Origin of the sequence: Pseudomonas sp. NA-150 (assembly GCF_044336365.1) — a bacterium.
Classification (GTDB): Bacteria; Pseudomonadota; Gammaproteobacteria; order Pseudomonadales; family Pseudomonadaceae; genus Aquipseudomonas.
Genome location: NZ_CP172305.1, coordinates 3,557,697 through 3,574,830, shown reverse-complemented (window position 1 = coordinate 3,574,830; position 17,134 = coordinate 3,557,697). Strand labels below are relative to the sequence as shown.

Sequence of the window (17,134 nt, the reverse complement as noted above, 5' to 3'; positions counted from 1 at the left end):
GTTATTCCTTAACCGCGTGGTGTAGCGTTGCTTGCCAGTTTAGGTGCTGCCGTTTGTTGCACGTTGCTGGCCTCCAGCGCCTCGCGTTGCTTAGCCAGGGCGGCGATGGTTTCCGGGCTGGCCATCTGGGTGACTTCCGGATCGACAGGCGAACCCGGACGAACCCGTTGCAGACCCTTGACCACGATGGTGTCGTCTTTGGTCAGACCGCTACGCACGATGCGCAGGCCTTCCAGTTTCGGACCCAGCTCGACGCTGCGATATTCAGGCTTGTTGTCTTTGCCCATGACCAGCACGAATTTCTTGCCCAGATCGGTACCGACCGCTTCGTCGTTGATCAACACGGCGGAGTAGGTGCCGCTGCCGACCAGCTTCAGTCGTGCATAAAGGCCTGGGGTGAATTCGCCTTTGCTGTTGTCGAACACGGCGCGACCACGGATGGTGCCGGTTTTCGGGTTGACCTGGTTGTCGACGAAGTTCATCTGACCCTGGTGCGGGTTGTCACTTTCATTGGACAGCCCAAGGAACACAGGGGTGGTCTGACCACGTTTGCCTTTGCGCGCCAGGTCGCCGTACTTAAGGAATACGCGTTCATCCGCATCGAAGTAGGCGTAGACCTTGTCGGTGGAGACAACGCTGGTCAGCGGGGTGACGTCGGCGGTGACGATGTTGCCGGCGGTGATTTCCGCACGGCTGACGCGGCCACTGATAGGCGAAGTAACGTGGGTGAAGCTCAGGTTCAGTCGGGCCAGGTCCAGTTGCGCCTGAATCGCGTCAACGCCGGCTTTGGCCTCTTCGGCGGAGGTGGTGCGGTTGTCGGCCAGTTCTGCGGAGATCGCGTTGCTGCTCAACAGGCGCTGACCACGGCCGGCTTCGTTACTGCTGCGTACCGCAGTGGCCTTGGATTGTTGCAGTTGAGCTTCGAGGCGGTGGACTTCAGCCTGGTAAGGGCGTGGGTCGATCTGGAACAGCAGGTCGCCTTTCTTGACCAGCGCGCCTTCGGTGAACGCTACCTGATCGATCTGGCCGGAAACCCGTGGGCGGATTTCAACGGTTTCCGGAGCTTCCAGGCGGCCGGTAACTTCGTCCCATTCGTTGACCGGTTGCTCCAGCACCTTGGCAACCGTGACTTTTGCGGCGGCTGGCGCGGCCGTCGCTGCGGGCCCGCTCTGGCCACAAGCGCTGATGACGATCAGGGCCAGTGCCGTAAGGGGGTAGCGCAAATGATTGAATGACTGTGCCATGAAAAATCCGCCAAATATTATTGAGTTAACGGATTCTGGTCTCGCGAGGTTGTATTGCACGAATCGAATAAACCGAAGATGAATATCATTCGGAATGATAGGTGGCCTTCGGGAAGGCTCTAGAGTGCGGTTCCCGAAGTTTGTTCGATTTTTGACCAGCGCTTAGTTCAGGCTATCAGGATCGCCGAAGAACATTTGAATGCGGGAGCGCAACCAGCGTTCGCCCGGATCGTTGTCCTGCGACCCGCGCCAGGCCATGTGCAGCTCGAAGGTGCGGGTTTCAATCGGCACTTCTTCCGAGCGTACGCCGCCTGCGGCCGTCAGCACTGCCGCCGCGTAATCAGGCACCGAAGCAATGATGTCGGTACCGGCCAGTAGCGTCGCCAAGCCATTGAATTGCGGCACCGCCAATACGACATGGCGTTTACGGCCGATCTGCTCCAGGTATTCGTCGACAAAGCCGCTCAAGTCACCGGCGAACGAGACCAGTGCGTGGGGCCGCGAACAGAAGTCGTCGATGCTGAGCTTGCCGGGCATGGTGTCGGCGCGCAACAACACGGCCTTACTGCGGCGCAATACCTTGCGCTTGGCGTTGGCGGGCAAGTCGGTGGTGTAGCTGACGCCGATGGAGATTTCGCCGGAGGCCAGCAACGCCGGCATCAGGATGTAATTCACCCGCCGCACCACCAGCACGATGCCGGGGGCTTCGGAGCGCAGGCGCTTGAGCAACGACGGCAGCAAGGCGAATTCGACGTCGTCGGACAGGCCGATGCGGAACACGGCGGTGCTGGTGGCCGGGTCGAACTCCGAAGCGCGGCTGACCGCCGTGGAGATCGAGTCCAGGGCCGGCGACAGCAGGGCGAAGATTTCCACGGCGCGCGCGGTCGGCTCCATGCTGCGGCCGGTGCGCACAAACAACGGGTCGTCGAACAGGCCGCGCAGGCGTGAAAGCGCCGCACTGATGGCGGGTTGACCGAGAAAAAGCTTCTCGGCGGCGCGCGTCACGCTACGCTCATGCATCAGGGTTTCGAAGACGATTAGCAGGTTGAGGTCGACGCGACGAAGGTCGTTACGATTCATAGACGGATGATCTCGGGCCGTTTGTCGATGCGATGGTCCATGCCAGCACGGGGCGTGCGATCAATCGACTCAGGCACACATCGCCTCGAATGAGAAATCGCCGTGGTGATAGTACGAGGAATCAGGGGTAGTGCGCATCGATAAATTCAACGTTGGACGTCGAATTATCACCGTTGATGATGATTGCAGAAAAAAAACAGCACCGCCCGCGCGCGCCAATGGAACGACGGCCGCCGGGCATGACCCAACCAGAAAGGGATCCAGACGAGCGACTTGCTTCGATGGGTTGCAATATCGCGGCGACATGCTATTCAATGGCGGCCCTGAATAGCCAAAAATCCGGCGGTTTTCTCCGACAGGGTTTGGTCCAATAAAAACCGCAGAATCAATGACAGGCATGTCGACTATTAATAGCCACTGATAGTGTTCGAGCAAAAGCCCGGATAGAGTTCATGGTATTAAGGTTCAATAGGCGAGGTTCGAAATGTCCCGCACGATCCGTTTTCATCAGTTTGGTCCAGCCGAGGTCCTCAAGGTCGAGGAATTTACAGCTGCGCAACCGGCCCCCGGTGAGGTGCAGGTGCGCGTCGAAGCGATCGGCATCAGCTGGTATGACGTTCTCTGGCGGCAGAATCTTGCGTCGTCGCAGGCTCGCTTGCCGGCCGGCCTCGGTTCCGAAATAGCCGGCGTGGTGTCTGCCGTCGGTGAAGGCGTGCACGACCTGGCTGTCGGCGACAAAGTCGCCAGCTTCCCGGCGGCCTCGCCAAACGAGCACCCGGCCTACGGCGAAGTGGTGGTGTTGCCACGCATCGCGTTGACCCGTTATCCGGACATCCTGACCCCAATCGAAGCCGCGGTGCATTACACGCCGTTATTGATCGCGTATTTCGCCTATGTCGACCTGGCGCGCATCAAGCCTGGCCAGACCGCATTGGTCACCGACGCCAGCCATTGTGCCGGCCCGGCGTTCCTGCAATTGGGTAAAGCCTTGGGCGTGAAAGTGATAGCCGCGACCAAGAGCCCCGAAGAGCGTGAAAAATTGTTGGCCCTGGGTGCCGACAAGGTGATCGTTACCGAAGAGCAAGACCTGCTGATGTCAGTCAACAAATACACCGATAATCGCGGCGTCGACGTGGTTTTCGATGGTTTGGGTGGCCCGCAGATGTCGATTCTCGGTGATGTACTGGCGCCACGCGGCAGCCTGGTGCTCTACGGTCTGCAAGGCGGGAACCAGACGCCGTTCCCGGCCTGTGCAGCGTTCCAGAAAAACATTCAATTCTACGTGCACTGCATCGGTAACTTCACCGGCAAGCCAGAACTGGGCATTACCCCGGACGAAGTGGCGCTGCAACGTGCGCTGCGCGACATTAATCAGCTGACGGCTGATCGAGTGCTGGCGCCGCAAAACACCAAAGTTTTCGCCTTTGACGATGTGGTTCAGGCTCACCGCTATATGGACGGTTGCCCTACGGGTGGTCGTGCCGTGCTGGAAGTCACCCCGGCATAAGTTTTAATCTTTTCTTCGGCGCCATCGTCACGGCGCCCGCGCAATACCTTCCTCTCTCGCTAAAGTCTTCCGGTTGTTCAGGAGGGCTTTTTGCTGCACGTCTGTTTTTCGATTCTGCAAACAGCGCATTCAACATCAGCGGTGTATTCCCTGTTTGATACGGCGATATGTTTAGTTGCTGAATGATCATTGTTTAAATGTTAATAGTGAAACGCGCCCTTATGTGTTTGTATCACCCCGCGCCATGAAGGCTTTGCCTTGCTGTCAACGGTGTCGCGACCCTTCAAGTGCGCGGCTTTCAGGCTGACGTTCGCAATAAACATTTATGAATCATTCCATAACGTGTTGTTTATTGTCTGATGTCTGTCGTGCTGCTGAACTGCTTTTTGCAGACTATCTGTATCTTGTAATTAATTCTCTGGCACTAATAATGCCCCCGATAATTATTGCTCAAGGAACGAGTCATGATCCAGCAACCGTATGTCATTCCTGTTTTATCCTTTCCGCCGCTCACTGTGTCAGGCCCCATAGGTGCTGTCCTATGAGTTCTATCCATGAGCAGGCGATGAATTATGTGTACCAACAAGTACTGCAACGGTTGTTGAGTTATTTCAGCCGTGCTGAACGAACCGCGTTGCAATTGCTGATCCAGCGCCTGATCGTCGCCGCCGGCGGCATCGAGCGCATTGGCAGCTACAAGGTGATGGTGGCGTTCAGTGGTGGCAAGGACAGTGCCTACACCGTGGCCTTCTTGCGTGCAGCGCAGTTGAGCATCGCCGGCCGCTCACCGGCCACGTTCAACCTGCGGATTGCCAACCTGCGTCACGCCGGCATGACGTCGGCGGTGATGGGTAATATCCACCGCACCTATTCGGCGTTGTTCCTATACGACGACCCTCGGGTCGAAGTATTGATGCTCGATCAGCAACAGGTCAGGCCGTTTCGGGTCGACTTGCCGTTCTCGGTGGCAGGGCGCGAGCGCAATCGTTCGGACATGCTGTTGGCCGGGCACCTGACGGCGGGTGATGGCCGCGCGACGTTCTGCAACAGTTGTTACCTGGGGCTGGCCGATTTCTTTGGTCGTGCCGCCTGCTGGGGCACCGGGATCGATGCGGTAGTCAGTGGTGATTCGCGCAAGGAACAGAAGCAATACGCCGCGTGGATGATGCGTCTGGCGCAGGATCAGGACGTGCCGGAGTCCGTGTGGCGCAATCAGAGTTTCAATGGCGTGCTCAAGACCCTGAGCGGAGTGGGGCGCAGCTATTACCGTGAACTGTACGAGGAGGGTATTGAACCCACGTTTCGGTCATCGGCGTATCCGAACAAAGCCATCGTGCCGGCGTTTATCACCGTTTTCGATCTGGTGAGTTGCAAGGCCGATGATCACTGGACGTTGCTGACTGAGTTTCTCGGCTTTGAGTTCAGCGATTTGTCGTTCAATTTCAGCGAATCCGACTGCGCCAACCCGTTGTTGATGGCGCATATGCGTGGCCTGCAGGCGCAATTCGTGCGCGGGCGCAGTTACGAGGAAGGCATTGCCGAATACCTGGAACTGGCCCAGGCGCTGATGCGTAACAAACAGATGCCGGAGCGTCTGGTTGACCAGGCCATGGCCGCCTATGACAACCCGCTGAAAATCGAAGAGCGTCGCGCGTTGGCCAGCGCTTATGCCCACGAGGCCTTTAGTTTGACCGACGCGCAATTGGTCTGCTTGTTGTTTAGCCCGTTCGTGGATGCGGGGCAAGGTCTTGAAGACTTCTTACGTCGCTGTCACCCCGGCATGCTGGTGGCACTCCCGGATTTGCACAAGGCGCTGATGGGGTTGCAGGTGCCGGAGCAGATTATTCAATGGCTGATCGATACCAGCGGCTTGAGCAAGGTCGGGCTGCAGAATCTGTATGGCAAAAACAAGGTCGACTTCAACGACCAGACTTCGCTGATCGCCAGGGTTCGTGCCGGCGATCCGGACAAACGTCGGGTCATGAGCGTCGACCCGGTCACCGGCGACGCCAAGGCAGAAATGGTGTCCGGGCGCTAAGTCCGGTTCGAACGCCAGGGTGACTGAAGGCCAGGGACGGCAAGGGCCCTGAGGTGCAGGTGTTTTCTTGGTCTGGCGGAACAGTAAATGAAAGACAACACGCATTTCGCGTATCAGGCGGTGTACAGCTATCTCAGCCGTTTGATCGATGAAGTACAGACCGGTGCCGACACCCGACTGCCCTCGCTGCGTCACTTGTCCCGGCGCCTGAAAGTGTCGATCTCCACCGTGCAGTACGCGTATTGCTTGCTGGAGAAAGAAGGGCGGATTTGCTCGATACCCAAATCCGGCTATTTTGCCCTGCCCACGGTGCACGGGCAGGTGACCTGCGACAGCGCGGACCTGCTGCAAACGCTGTTCGTCAATGCGCGTCGTCCCGGGATGTTCGTGCTCAGCCATGATGACCCGACGCTACTCCTGTCGCTGGAAAATCCGCTGTTGATGCTGGAGCGGGAGCTGCTACGCCACTATCCGCGGCAGCCTAATTCGCCTTTTCAACCTTTTGGTGACATGGAACTGCGCAAGGTGCTGGCCGCTCGTTACACCCGCAGTGCCGAACAGCATTGGCATCCTGGCAATGTCTATATCGGTGCCGATTTGCATGGGGTGTTGCGCATCATCCTCGAAGCGCTCGGGCTGCGGGGCGGCACGGTGCTGGTCGAGTCGCCATGTTCCTGGACGATATTGCGCTTGCTGCAGTCCTTCGATATTCGCGTGATCGAGATGCCACTGGACCGTCATGGCTATGTCGACCTGGAGTGGCTCGAACGAACCCTTGGCGAACAGCGCATTGGCCTGGCGGTGTTGCCGTCGATTTTGAGTACCGCCCACGGCAGCCTGAAACCCCCGGATAATCTTCGCGGGCTGGCGGAGCGCTTGAATCAACAGGGGATCTGGGTATTGGAAAACGACCGGCACGGCGAGTTGTGTTTTGAGCCCGCTGGCTATCACCTGCGTGACTGGATCAATCCGGAACGCTTGCTGGTATTTTCCGCATTCGACAAGGTCATCGGCCCGGAAGCGCCGTATGGCTATCTGTTGTGCAAGCACTTTGTCAGTGAATTGCAGCGGCACTTTCTGACGCGCTCCTTTTGTTTGCCGCCGATCCGGCAGAAAGCCATCGCCCGGCTCTACAGTTCGGGGCGCATCGACCAACACATCGGCGGCCTGCGACGTTTACTGGAGGAGCGCATGGTGCAGCTGTCCGGCTTACTCCACGAACACACGGCGCACAGCCTGCAATTCAAACGGCCGGCCGGTGGCACGGCGATTTGGGTTGAATGCCTGCGGCCGGTGGACATGCGGCGGGTGTTCGAGCGGTTGATCAAGCAGCAGATATTCATCGTGCCTGGCGAGATGTTCAGCCTGCAGGGACTGCATCGGCAGAACCTGCGGATCAGCTTCACCCTGGACTGGAACCGTGACATTGGCCAGGCGCTAGTGGCGCTGGATGACGCGTTGCGCCAGGAGCGGTTGTAGGAGGTGTCACAAACCTGTAGGAGCTGCCGCAGGCTGCGAACAATCGCCATCGCGAAGGTCGTTCCGACCTTATCGCAGCCTTCGGCAGCTCCTACAAAATGGGGGGCAACCGTAAGTTTTTGTCCAACCACAAATCCCTGTGCGAGCCAACCTGTTGGCGAAGGTGGCAAGCCTGCTAAAACTCAACCCGCCAAAAATCGCCACGCTCGACACACTGCTTTTATCGGGGGCTAATCTGACAATGGCGGGGCACATGCATTGGCTGCAAGCCAGTGGCGCGGTGGATGTGTCAATTCAGGCGATGGCCGCCGAGGCCGCGATGGAAGAGCGCACCTTCCTGCGCCGTTTGCGCGCCGCCACCGGGCTGTCGCCCCAGCGATTATCGCAACCGCTATGGGCTTGGCGTGGTGGCATGTAATCAACCCGAAGTGCCAACACTCACGGTGTTGTACTCGAGGACGTGTTGCACACCCTGGGAGTCCCTATAAGTCAGCTGTACCGGAGTGATGCCATTCACGTCCTGGGATTCGGTTTGACTGACCACTTGGGCGATGTCCAGTTTCATGCCGTATTGATAGTGAGTGAGGGCTTCGGTTTTTACCGAGTCATCCGCTTGTGCGGTGAAAGCTGCGAAAGACAATGCGCCAATCAGGAGAAATTTAAACATGATGGAATCCTCTAGTTTCGTATGTGGCAACCAGGTGGGCTGCTGTGGGACCCATGATGAGTGTCTGTAGCTATAACGTCCAAGACCGGTTAATAATGTTATCTATTGGTATTAATTATAGTTTATCTGGTCGTCCCCGCTGAACCCCGCGCATAACTGAAAGCGCAGATGTCGCCCGCGTATACTGCCGTTCCGCACCCGCCCGCCCAGGAATCCCGCGTGGATCGACTTCAGGAAATGAGTATTTTCGCCGCCGTCGCCGAGGACGTGAGCTTTGCTGCGGTAGCGCGGCGTCTGGGCTTGTCGAGCGCGACGGTGACCCGTGCTGTGGCGCAGCTGGAGAACCGGCTGGGCACTTTGCTGGTGGTGCGCACCACCCGACAACTGCGCCTGACTGAAGCCGGGCTGCGCTTTGCCGAGGACTGTCGGCGGCTGTTGCAGGAGCTTCAGGACGCCGAGGATTCGGCGGCCGGTATTCACGCCAGTCCCAGTGGTTCGTTGACCATCACCGCACCGCAGGTGTTCGGCGACCTGCATGTGACCCCGATTTTAATGGAGTACCTGCATCGCCATCCGCAGGTGGACATCCGGGCACTGTTGGTGGACCGCATGGTGCCGCTGCTGGAGGAGGGTATTGATGTGGCGATCCGCATTGGTCCGTTGCCCGACTCATCGCTGACGGCGATTGCTGTCGGCCAGGTGCGGCGGATGGTCTGCGCGTCCCCGGCGTATCTGGCCGCTCATGGTTACCCCGCGCACCCTGAGGAGTTGCTGCGACGCTCGACCATTTCTGCGGTCTTCGCCGAAGGTACGACGGACTGGCGGTTTCAAGTGGCGGGGGAAGTCCTCAGCCTTAAACCGCCGTCACGGTTGTCGGTGACCTCGTTTCCTGCCGCCATCCATGCTGCGCTGGATGGGTGGGGGCTGACTCAGGTGGCGTCCTATCAGGTGCGCGCACATCTCGCCGCCGGGCGTTTGTGCAGTGTACTGGACGCCTTCGAAATGCCGCCGCTGACCGTGCAGGTGGTGTATGTGGAAGGGCGGCGCGGCTCGAGTAAAGTGCGATCGTTTGTCGATTTCTGCGTCGAACGATTGCGAGAGGATTTCGCGCATAGCTGAAAACGGTCGCAGCATTGCAGAACCTGCAATGCTGCATTGAGCCGGCTGGTTGTTTTTTGCTCGGTCGGAATGGAGGATCATCAGCCGATCAATCCTCTGCCAGGACCACGCCATGTCTCGCCAACCGATCAAACTGTACCGCCACCTCCTGTCCGGCCACTGCCACCGCGTGCAGTTGTTGCTCAACATGCTGGGGCTTGAGCACGAAATGGTCGAAGTCGATCTCGGCGCCGGCGAACACAAGCAAGCGCCGTTCATTAAACTCAATACCTTCAGCCAAGTGCCGGTGATGGACGATAACGGCGTGGTCATTGCTGACTCCAACGCGATCCTGGTCTATCTGGCCAAGCGCTACGGCGGCCAGCAGTGGTTGCCGGAAGACCCGGAAGCGGGCGCACAGGTGCAGCGCTGGTTGTCTGCGGCGGCCGGGCCGGTGGCCTACGGTCTGTGTCGCGCACGCTTGGTCACGGTATTTGGTGCCCCGTTTACGCCGGAAGAAGTGATCGAGCACAGCCATGTGTTCCTCAAGGTGCTTGAACAGGAACTGGCGCATCGTCCGTTTCTCGTGGGCCAGACCGCGACCCTCGCCGACCTGGCCAACTACGCCTACGTCGCACACTCGCCGGAAGGCAATGTGTCGCTGGAGGCCTACCCGAATGTACGGGCGTGGCTGAAACGCATTGAGGCATTACCGGGTTTTGTGGCCATGCCGCAATCGGCTTTTGGATTGTTGAGCGGGCAGTAACCACAGACCGCGGCGTGTCAGTTCTCCTACAGAGTTCAGGCAACACACAATCCCTGCAGGCGCTGCCGCAGGCTGCGAACAATAGCTATCGCCAGGGTCGTTCCGACCTTATCGCAGCCTGCGGCAGCTCCTACAAAATGGGGGCCAACCGTAAAGTTTGTCCAACCACAAATCCCTGTGAGCCAACGTGTGGCGAAGACTGACAGGCACTGCACATTCATCTCGGTGTAGGGTACGCAGGGCGCTTTTTGCGCCATGAAGTATTTCGTTATTCAACTGCGGACATGCCCGATGAACGATCAGTGGAAAAACCGATTGGCCGAATTGTCACTGCAACTCCCTGAGCCGCTGGCGGCGCTGGGTTCGTACAGTGTGGTGACTATCGACGACGACAGGGTGTATGTCTCGGGGCTTGGGCCTTTCGAGAACGGCAAGCCCGTGCAAGGTGTCGTTGGCGGCAATTTATCGGTGGAGCAAGGCCAGCACGCGGCCCGGTTGACGATGTTGATGATCCTCAGTTGCCTCGATCAGGCCTGCGGTCTGGAGAACATTGAGCGTTGTCTGCGGATGACGGTGTATGTGCGTGCCGGGGCGGATTTTCAACAGCACCCCAAAGTTGCCGATGGCGCCAGCGAGCTGATCAAGGCGCTGTTCGGTTCGGACAAGATGCCCGCCCGCAGTGCGCTGGGCGTGCACAGTTTGCCGATGGGCATTGCGGTTGAGATCGATACGATCTTCAAATTGCGTCGCTGATAGTCGTCAGAGGCTGCGCTCAGCGTTTCTGCACGCGCAGTTCAAACACCAGCACCTCGGCATCGATTCCGCTGCCGAGGGTCAACACGTTTTCGCCACGCACTTTCAGGCCATCACCCTCGTTCAGGCGTTGACCATTGACGCTGAGCTTGCCTCGCGCCACATGCACATAAACACAGCGGTTGCCGGCCAGCGGCAGGGTGGCGTTTTCCGAGCCCTGAAACAGCCCTGAGTAAATCCGTGTGTCCTGTTGGATCTGCAGCGAACCGTCCTGTGCGTTCGGCGAGGCGATCAGGCACAGGCGGCCGCGCTTGTCCGCCGGTGCGAAGCGTTTTTGCTGATAGCGTGGTTTGCCGCGCGTGACTTTCGGGCTGATCCACACTTGCAGCAAATGCAGCGGCTGGCTACGGGAGTGATTGAACTCACTGTGGGCGACGCCGCTGCCAGCGCTCATCAACTGCACGTCGCCAGGCTGGATCAACGAGCCATTGCCCAAGGTGTCCTTGTGCGTCAGGGCACCCTGCAGCACATAAGTCAGAATTTCCATGTCCCGATGCGGATGCTGGCCAAATCCCCGACCACCGGCGATGCGGTCGTCGTTGATCACCTTAAGGTCTGAGAAGTCGCGTTCGTCAGGGTCTTGATAGGTGTCGAAAGAAAAGCTGTGGCGGGATTTCAACCAGCCCAGGGAGGTGGTTCCTCGCTGGCCGGCCTTGCGTATTTCCAGCATGGGTTCTTCAGTAATGAGGGCATTGATAGGTGTCAATAATTGTTCATCAAGATCGATTATAAAAGCGCAAATAATAGTGAGTTGTTATCTAGTAATTTGATTTAACGGGATGTTTTTTTTGCTACTAATCTATTTTATAGATGCGTTTGTCCCGATTTTTGGTTTCTCAATTGTTCTCGTTCGATAGATTATAGGTGCCATCGGAGGGTGCTTGATCGCCACCTCGAACCTGAACAGCGGAGTATCGAAACGTGGGATGGATCAGCAACCTGATCGCACAGATGACTGGCAAGCCAACTGCAACAATCACAGCTCAAGAGGAATTAAAAATGGTTAAGGTGCTCGTTCTTTATCATTCGATGTATGGCCATATCGAAACCATGGCTCAGAGCGTTGCCGAAGGCGCACGCAGCGTCGCCGGGGTTGAAGTGACCATCAAACGCGTGCCGGAAACCATGGACGCTGCGGCATTCAAGGCGGCTTACGGTAAAGAAGGGCAAGTCGCTGACGTCGCCACTCCCGCTGAACTGGCCGACTACGACGCCATCATCGTCGGCACCCCGACCCGCTTCGGCAACATGTCGGGCCAGATGCGTAACTTCCTCGATCAGACCGGTGGGCTGTGGGCCAAAGGCGCGCTGGTAGGCAAAGTCGCCAGCGTCTTCACCTCGACCGGTACCGGTGGCGGCCAGGAAATGACTATTGCGTCGACCTGGACCACCCTGGCGCACCACGGCATGATCATCGTGCCAATCGGCTACAGCACCGGCGCTCTGTTCGACATCTCGAATGTCGGCGGCGGCACTCCTTACGGCGCTTCCACCATTGCCGGTGGCGATGGTTCGCGTCAGCCTGACGAGCGTGAACTGGGCATCGCCCGCCACCAGGGCGAACACGTGGCCAAGATCGCGGCGAAACTGGTTCGCTAAGATCCGGTAGTGTTCAGATGAAAAAGACGGCGCCCTTTCGGTTCGAAAGGGCGCCTTTTTTTTGCCGCAAGATCGGGTGCCGGACAGTCTGTCTTCGTCAACAGGTTGCTCCTGGGCTTGTGCCACGCACAAATCCACTGGAGCTGCCGCAGGCTGCGATCACTCTAAATTGCCAAGGTCGTTCCGATCTTATCGCAGCCTGCGGCAGCTCCTGCAAAACCGAGGTCAACCTCAGGCTTTTATCTGGCCACAAATCGTTGTAAAGCATGCGCGGTAAGGCCTGCAGCAGGTCGGCATGTACCAGAACGCATACACAATCGCTACACGATATCGCTCAATGTCATCCATAAAACGCCGATGAGAAGTTCACCACTTCTCTATCTGGATGGAACGCAATGATCAGTATCAGCAACGCCACGCTCAGCATCGCCACCACCGCTAAAACCTCGACCACCGACAGCAGCACGACCACCGACGCCAGCACCACGGCAACCGCCGCCAACGGAACCAGCGCCACCACCAGCACCCAGGCGGGCGGTGCCGGTGGTGCAGGTGGCGCCGGCGGTGGCAGCAGCAGTGATAGCAGCAGCACCGATTCGGACACCGTCAAAGAGCTGAAAAAAGAAGTAGAGCAACTGCAGAAGCAATTGCAGGAGCAAGAGAAGGAGCTGGCTGCCGCGCAGAAAGCCAACCAAAGCGCTGACGCCAAGGCCGCGGCCGTGGCTCAGGCACAATCCCAGGTCAGCAGCATCACCGGGCAGCTGTCGTCGGCGACCGCAGCGCTGACCCAGGCATTGCAGGATGAAAGCAGCAGCACGTCGGGTTCGATGATCAGTACGACCGCGTAAATCGGTGCAACAACGGGCCAATGCGTGGAGACCACGCATTGGCCCCCGCGTTTTACCACCAGGGTCAGGATCTCGTAGCTGGCGTTCTATCGTCGTTTTGGTGGCTTACAGGAAGGCTGATCGCGCTTGCGGTCAGTCGATACCATTGGAATGGCAACCATCACCGATGACCGAGTACTCCAGATCATGGTGCAAGCCTTTCGAGTCCTGATAAATCATGTGCGTACGAATCGGACCGCAGATCTTCGGGATCACTGAGGTATGCAGGACTTTGGCAATGTCGAGTTTCTTGCCATATTCGTAGTGCTCGACCGGCAACGTCTCGTCCGAACGGGGTTCTGATGCCGCCTCCGTTGCGTAGCTGGTGCCAGCGTAAAGCGACACCAGCGACAGTCCGATAACCAGTAATTTTTTCACGACACGACTACCCGACGTTCTGCAGGAGTTGCCCGTAGAGCTGCTCCTTGCGCGAGATTTCATCGGACGTCAGCGAGGTTTGCAGCGGGTTGATCAGCAGGCGCTGCATACCAATCGGCAAGCCACTGTCGCGGCAGAAGCCATAGGTGCCGTTGTCGATGCTGCCCAGAGCGCTTTTCACGCTGGCCAAATAGTCTGTTTCACGTTGAATCAGTCGGGTCATCCACACCTGTTGCAGTGCGCGCTCTTCACGATTGCGAATACTCGCCAACGCACCCAGTTGACGGCGATAAACCTCAAGGCGCACACCAGCCTGCTCGTGCTTGGAGAGCAACAAACTTCTGAAAAAAATCAGTTGGACGGCATTCATGCGCTTTCCTCAAACCTGGCGTTCAGTGCATCGGTGCAGCGGGGTGTGTGCTGGCCGATGTGCGTTGGTGCAACGTGAGGCACATCGTAGGGGAGGGGGCTGCACAGTAGAAATGAACTTCCTCAATTGCAGCTATCACTTAAATTGTTGATTGGCGGGGGGGTGTCTGGAAGATATCTGACCTGCACAACCGCCGTGGCGCAATCGAGCCTAAAGTTGTCATTTCCCGCAATAGAGGACTTGCGCCCCTGGTCCCATACTTCTCCTCGCCGCCAGACCCCTGGCAACCCTTATCCAGCGAAGAGAGACCTCTTTATGAACGTCATTGAAAGCTTGACCCAACGTAACGACGCATTCGCCAATAGCAGCGACTTTAATGCTGACATCAAGATCCTGCCGTCGATGAAGACCATGATCATCGGCTGCATCGACCCCCGTGTTGACCCGGTCGATGTCTTTGGTCTCAAACCCGGTGAAGCGGCGGTGATTCGCAACGTCGGCGGGCGCATCGATCCGGCCACCCTGCAAACCATGGCTATTTTGCGTGGCGTGGCCAAGGCCAACGGCAAAGAAGTCGGCCCCGGCTGGAACCTGATCGTGCTGCACCATACCGACTGCGGCGTCACCCCGTGCCTGCACCACGCGCCGGAGTTGCTGGCCAAGCATTTCGCCCCGGTAGCCCTGGACGACATGGCCATCACCGACCCGTATGCCGCCGTAGCCCTGGACGTGGCTGCCCTGAAAGCCAATCCGAAACTGCCGGGTGGTTTCCTGGTCACGGGCATGGTTTACGACGTCGCCACCGGCAAGGTTGAGACCGTGGTTCCAACTGCGTTGTTGCGCGAAGAACCGACGACCTGAAAAGTGGTGCATATGGCCTGCTCTCGCAGCATGATAGTCGACATACTAATGGCGTAAGTGACTGCTGCCACGACGGGGTTGTGTGCTGCTTTTTTGATCCGTGCTCCCGACACAACCGGGAGCCTTACCGAGGAACGTACCGTGACTGAACAGACCAAAGCCGTGCTCCAGCACTATGAAGGCGAGGCCCGCGAGCATGACCTGTTGGCGCAGGTCACACTGATTCTCGACGGCATGCAGGGCGAACCGATTACCGCCAAGCGGCTGGCCGGTCTAGATCAGTTTCATGTTCGCGGCTTGCAAGCTACCGCTGATTTCGCCGCATTGTTGGGTATTGAGCCAGGAATGCAAGTGCTGGATGCCGGTTCAGGTCTGGGTGGGCCGTCGCGTTATGTGGCGGAGAACTTCGATTGCCAGGTCACTGGCGTCGACCTCACTCGCGCCTTCGTCACGGTGGCGCAGCTGTTGGCCGACCGTGCCGGGATGAGCGAGCAGGTCAGCTACCAGCCGGGCAATCTGTTGGCGCTGGACTTTCCCGATGAGCATTTCGACGTGGTCTACACCCAGCATGTGGTGATGAATATTCATGACCGGGAGCAGGTGTATCGGGAGATCCGTCGTGTGCTGAAGCCGGACGGCCGTTTTGGTTTTTATGATGTGCTCGCCGCCGACGGCAAGCCCGCGCCACTGTACCCTTTGATGTGGGCTGAACACAGCGAACACAGTGTGCTGCTGACCGAAGCCGAAACCCGTGCCGCGCTGCAACAGGCTGGCCTGGTGCCGGAGATCTGGAATGACGTCACCGAACTGACCGTCGATTGGCTGGCCGATCAGCCTTCGCCGCCCTTGCCGCAAGGCCCGAATCTGATGTTGGTCATGGGCCCGCGCTTCGCCCAAATGAGCGCGAACTTCGCGCGTAACCTGCGGGAAAACAAGCTGCGTCTGGTGATGGCCGTGAGCGTGCGCAATCATGAATGAGTCGATCGAACTGTACGGCGCCATGACTGGCAACAGCCTGCGGGTGGCCATCGCGTTGGAAGAGGCGGCGCTGGCCTACCGGGTCAAGGTGGTGGACATGCGTCACGGCGAGCATCTGCAACCCGAGTTCTTGCGGTTGAACCCGTTGGGCAAGGTGCCGGTGATCATCGAGCGGACCGAGTCCGGCGCCGAATGTGTCCTGACGCAGTCCAACGCGATTATTTTTTACCTCGCCGATAAAGCGCCCGGAACACTGCTGCCAATACATGACTTGCGCCTGCGCGCGGTCGCGCTGGAACGGTTCTTCTACTTCCTGACCGATGTCATCGCACCCAGTCACAGTGGTTTTTTCCTGCGCAAGCAGGGCGAGGAGGCGGGCGCCGCTGCGTTGAACCAGCAAGCGTTGTTGATGCTGGTCAGTGCCGAGCGTTTTCTCACGGCATCGACCTTTATCGCCGGGGACACCTTTACCGTGGCCGACATTGCCGCGTTCACCATCGCCTTGTCCTATGAACGGCAGATCGACTGGTCGGCATTGCCCTTGCTCAAGGCCTGGTACGAGCGTGTGCGCACTCGACCCGCCGTGATCCGCGGGATTGTTTCGCTGGAGGCCTAGGCCTCCGGTTCCACCTGCCGAAACGCTCCTCCTTCAGTTACCGCAACGATGTCCTAAAAGGAGGGAGCTATGGCATGGCGGCCAAATATTATGTGCGTAATATAAATCCTGTTGAACAGCTGAATGTTCAGACGCTGCGGGCCATTGGCCCAACGCACACCCTCATTTTTTGAATTGGAGAATCAACATGCCACGTATCAATGCTCTGACCCACGAACAAGCCCCTGAAGGTTCCCGCCCATGGCTCGACGGCGTGAAGCAAGCTTTCGGCGTGGTGTTGAATGTGTTCAAGGTGCTGGCCCATTCGCCCGCCGTGATCACCGGTTACGTACAGTTCTATCAGGCCATGGAAACCAGCTCATTGACCGCGCTGGAGCGTGAAGCCATCGCCCTGGCAACTGCCGAAGTCAACGGTTGCGGATACTGCCTGTCGGTCCATGAAATGCTCGGCAGCAAATATGGCTTGTCCGCCGAGGCTATCCGTAGCGCCCGTGATGGTGAACTGAACGCCTACACCGTGCTGGCCAAGCGCATCACCGAAACCCGTGGTCATGTCTTGGATGAAGACCTGGCAGTTGCCCGTGCCGCGGGTATCACCGACGCCAAAATCGTCGAGGTGATTGCCCAGGTCACGCTGCTGACCTTCACCAACCTGCTGAACAACGTGGCCCAGACCGACGTGGAGTTGCCGCGCGCCAAGGTCTGATCACTCAGCACTCTCCTGATCGACACCTTGAGTCGACAACCCTTTAA

At 58.3% G+C, this 17,134-nt stretch carries 19 protein-coding genes and 1 pseudogene; 14 read left to right on the top strand and 6 right to left on the bottom strand.

Annotated features, from left to right (window positions below):
* Positions 1–8 precede the first annotated feature (8 nt).
* Both mexE and ACF0H7_RS16805 read right to left on the bottom strand, forming a co-directional pair.
* Positions 9–1,244, bottom strand: coding sequence for a multidrug efflux RND transporter periplasmic adaptor subunit MexE (gene mexE, locus ACF0H7_RS16810; protein ID WP_397448043.1), 1,236 nt, complete (start codon positions 1,242–1,244; stop codon positions 9–11).
* A 162-nt stretch (positions 1,245–1,406) separates the two neighbouring features.
* Complete coding sequence (locus ACF0H7_RS16805; RefSeq protein WP_397448042.1) at positions 1,407–2,324, bottom strand: LysR family transcriptional regulator; 918 nt, start codon at positions 2,322–2,324, stop codon at positions 1,407–1,409.
* Between the two features lie 130 nt (positions 2,325–2,454).
* On the opposite strand from ACF0H7_RS16805, the gene ACF0H7_RS16800 reads away from it, so the two are divergent.
* The 5 genes and pseudogenes from ACF0H7_RS16800 to ACF0H7_RS16780 form a co-directional block, all read left to right on the top strand.
* The gene (locus ACF0H7_RS16800) at positions 2,455–2,655 is read left to right on the top strand and encodes a hypothetical protein (RefSeq protein WP_397448041.1); all 201 of its coding nucleotides are present in this window, start codon (positions 2,455–2,457) and stop codon (positions 2,653–2,655) included.
* Positions 2,656–2,808: 153 nt separating this feature from the next.
* Entirely contained in the window at positions 2,809–3,831 is a 1,023-nt protein-coding gene (locus ACF0H7_RS16795; RefSeq protein ID WP_397448040.1) for a zinc-dependent alcohol dehydrogenase family protein, read from the top strand.
* 541 nt (positions 3,832–4,372) lie between these two features.
* A complete protein-coding gene (locus ACF0H7_RS16790) occupies positions 4,373–5,869 on the top strand; it encodes a hypothetical protein (RefSeq protein ID WP_397448039.1) in 1,497 nt (498 codons plus the stop codon).
* Positions 5,870–5,956: 87 nt separating this feature from the next.
* Positions 5,957–7,348 (top strand): PLP-dependent aminotransferase family protein, encoded by a 1,392-nt coding sequence (locus ACF0H7_RS16785; protein ID WP_397448038.1) that lies wholly within the window; start codon positions 5,957–5,959, stop codon positions 7,346–7,348.
* 256 nt (positions 7,349–7,604) lie between these two features.
* Positions 7,605–7,742, top strand: a pseudogene (locus tag ACF0H7_RS16780) (GlxA family transcriptional regulator); the annotation flags it as partial.
* 24 nt (positions 7,743–7,766) lie between these two features.
* Here the strand turns inward: ACF0H7_RS16780 and ACF0H7_RS16775 are convergent.
* Positions 7,767–8,015 carry a DUF2790 domain-containing protein gene (locus ACF0H7_RS16775; RefSeq protein ID WP_397448037.1) on the bottom strand — a complete coding sequence of 83 codons (249 nt, stop codon included), beginning with the start codon at positions 8,013–8,015 and terminating at the stop codon, positions 7,767–7,769.
* A 219-nt stretch (positions 8,016–8,234) separates the two neighbouring features.
* On the opposite strand from ACF0H7_RS16775, the gene ACF0H7_RS16770 reads away from it, so the two are divergent.
* The 3 genes from ACF0H7_RS16770 (at position 8,235) to ACF0H7_RS16760 (ending at position 10,632) form a co-directional block, all read left to right on the top strand.
* A complete protein-coding gene (locus tag ACF0H7_RS16770; RefSeq protein ID WP_397448036.1) occupies positions 8,235–9,134 on the top strand; it encodes a LysR family transcriptional regulator in 900 nt (299 codons plus the stop codon).
* A gap of 112 nt (positions 9,135–9,246) precedes the next feature.
* On the top strand, positions 9,247–9,879 hold the full coding sequence (locus tag ACF0H7_RS16765; protein ID WP_397448035.1) for a glutathione S-transferase family protein: 633 nt from the start codon (positions 9,247–9,249) through the stop codon (positions 9,877–9,879).
* 291 nt (positions 9,880–10,170) lie between these two features.
* On the top strand, positions 10,171–10,632 hold the full coding sequence (locus tag ACF0H7_RS16760) for a RidA family protein (RefSeq protein ID WP_397448034.1): 462 nt from the start codon (positions 10,171–10,173) through the stop codon (positions 10,630–10,632).
* Between the two features lie 19 nt (positions 10,633–10,651).
* Here the strand turns inward: ACF0H7_RS16760 and ACF0H7_RS16755 are convergent, their stop codons facing one another.
* Positions 10,652–11,362 carry a pirin family protein gene (locus ACF0H7_RS16755; RefSeq protein ID WP_397448033.1) on the bottom strand — a complete coding sequence of 237 codons (711 nt, stop codon included), beginning with the start codon at positions 11,360–11,362 and terminating at the stop codon, positions 10,652–10,654.
* 329 nt (positions 11,363–11,691) lie between these two features.
* Between ACF0H7_RS16755 and wrbA the strand changes: the two genes are divergently transcribed.
* Positions 11,692–12,291: an NAD(P)H:quinone oxidoreductase gene (gene wrbA, locus ACF0H7_RS16750; RefSeq protein ID WP_397448032.1), complete on the top strand. Its 600-nt coding sequence runs from the start codon at positions 11,692–11,694 to the stop codon at positions 12,289–12,291.
* A 395-nt stretch (positions 12,292–12,686) separates the two neighbouring features.
* The gene (locus ACF0H7_RS16745; protein ID WP_397448031.1) at positions 12,687–13,139 is read left to right on the top strand and encodes a hypothetical protein; all 453 of its coding nucleotides are present in this window, start codon (positions 12,687–12,689) and stop codon (positions 13,137–13,139) included.
* Positions 13,140–13,271: 132 nt separating this feature from the next.
* On the opposite strand, the gene ACF0H7_RS16740 is transcribed toward ACF0H7_RS16745, so the two are convergent.
* Positions 13,272–13,556 carry a DUF2790 domain-containing protein gene (locus ACF0H7_RS16740; RefSeq protein WP_397448030.1) on the bottom strand — a complete coding sequence of 95 codons (285 nt, stop codon included), beginning with the start codon at positions 13,554–13,556 and terminating at the stop codon, positions 13,272–13,274.
* A 7-nt stretch (positions 13,557–13,563) separates the two neighbouring features.
* Positions 13,564–13,926, bottom strand: a complete 363-nt coding sequence (locus ACF0H7_RS16735) for a TraR/DksA family transcriptional regulator (RefSeq protein ID WP_397448029.1) — start codon at positions 13,924–13,926, stop codon at positions 13,564–13,566.
* Between the two features lie 315 nt (positions 13,927–14,241).
* Here ACF0H7_RS16735 and ACF0H7_RS16730 point away from each other — a divergent pair, with 315 nt between their 5' ends.
* The 4 genes from ACF0H7_RS16730 to ACF0H7_RS16715 all read left to right on the top strand — a co-directional run bounded on the left by ACF0H7_RS16730 (position 14,242) and on the right by ACF0H7_RS16715 (position 17,087).
* Positions 14,242–14,787, top strand: coding sequence for a carbonic anhydrase (locus ACF0H7_RS16730; protein WP_397448028.1), 546 nt, complete (start codon positions 14,242–14,244; stop codon positions 14,785–14,787).
* A gap of 141 nt (positions 14,788–14,928) precedes the next feature.
* Entirely contained in the window at positions 14,929–15,765 is an 837-nt protein-coding gene (locus tag ACF0H7_RS16725; RefSeq protein ID WP_397448027.1) for a class I SAM-dependent methyltransferase, read from the top strand.
* On the top strand, positions 15,758–16,381 hold the full coding sequence (locus ACF0H7_RS16720; RefSeq protein WP_397448026.1) for a glutathione S-transferase family protein: 624 nt from the start codon (positions 15,758–15,760) through the stop codon (positions 16,379–16,381). The genes ACF0H7_RS16725 and ACF0H7_RS16720 overlap by 8 nt, the downstream gene beginning before the upstream one ends.
* Before the next feature lie 187 nt (positions 16,382–16,568).
* Entirely contained in the window at positions 16,569–17,087 is a 519-nt protein-coding gene (locus tag ACF0H7_RS16715; protein WP_397448025.1) for a carboxymuconolactone decarboxylase family protein, read from the top strand.
* The last annotated feature ends 47 nt before the right edge of the window (positions 17,088–17,134 follow it).

Bases quoted from the DNA above. Each gene is read 5' to 3' on its own strand.
- mexE (WP_397448043.1), bottom strand. From the start codon at position 1,244: ATGGCACAGTCATTCAATCATTTGCGCTACCCCCTTACGGCACTGGCC.
- ACF0H7_RS16805 (WP_397448042.1), bottom strand. From the start codon at position 2,324: ATGAATCGTAACGACCTTCGTCGCGTCGACCTCAACCTGCTAATCGTC.
- ACF0H7_RS16795 (WP_397448040.1), top strand. From the start codon at position 2,809: ATGTCCCGCACGATCCGTTTTCATCAGTTTGGTCCAGCCGAGGTCCTC.
- ACF0H7_RS16790 (WP_397448039.1), top strand. From the start codon at position 4,373: ATGAGTTCTATCCATGAGCAGGCGATGAATTATGTGTACCAACAAGTA.
- ACF0H7_RS16785 (WP_397448038.1), top strand. From the start codon at position 5,957: ATGAAAGACAACACGCATTTCGCGTATCAGGCGGTGTACAGCTATCTC.
- ACF0H7_RS16775 (WP_397448037.1), bottom strand. From the start codon at position 8,015: ATGTTTAAATTTCTCCTGATTGGCGCATTGTCTTTCGCAGCTTTCACC.
- ACF0H7_RS16765 (WP_397448035.1), top strand. From the start codon at position 9,247: ATGTCTCGCCAACCGATCAAACTGTACCGCCACCTCCTGTCCGGCCAC.
- ACF0H7_RS16760 (WP_397448034.1), top strand. From the start codon at position 10,171: ATGAACGATCAGTGGAAAAACCGATTGGCCGAATTGTCACTGCAACTC.
- ACF0H7_RS16755 (WP_397448033.1), bottom strand. From the start codon at position 11,362: ATGCTGGAAATACGCAAGGCCGGCCAGCGAGGAACCACCTCCCTGGGC.
- wrbA (WP_397448032.1), top strand. From the start codon at position 11,692: ATGGTTAAGGTGCTCGTTCTTTATCATTCGATGTATGGCCATATCGAA.
- ACF0H7_RS16745 (WP_397448031.1), top strand. From the start codon at position 12,687: ATGATCAGTATCAGCAACGCCACGCTCAGCATCGCCACCACCGCTAAA.
- ACF0H7_RS16735 (WP_397448029.1), bottom strand. From the start codon at position 13,926: ATGAATGCCGTCCAACTGATTTTTTTCAGAAGTTTGTTGCTCTCCAAG.
- ACF0H7_RS16730 (WP_397448028.1), top strand. From the start codon at position 14,242: ATGAACGTCATTGAAAGCTTGACCCAACGTAACGACGCATTCGCCAAT.
- ACF0H7_RS16720 (WP_397448026.1), top strand. From the start codon at position 15,758: ATGAATGAGTCGATCGAACTGTACGGCGCCATGACTGGCAACAGCCTG.
- ACF0H7_RS16715 (WP_397448025.1), top strand. From the start codon at position 16,569: ATGCCACGTATCAATGCTCTGACCCACGAACAAGCCCCTGAAGGTTCC.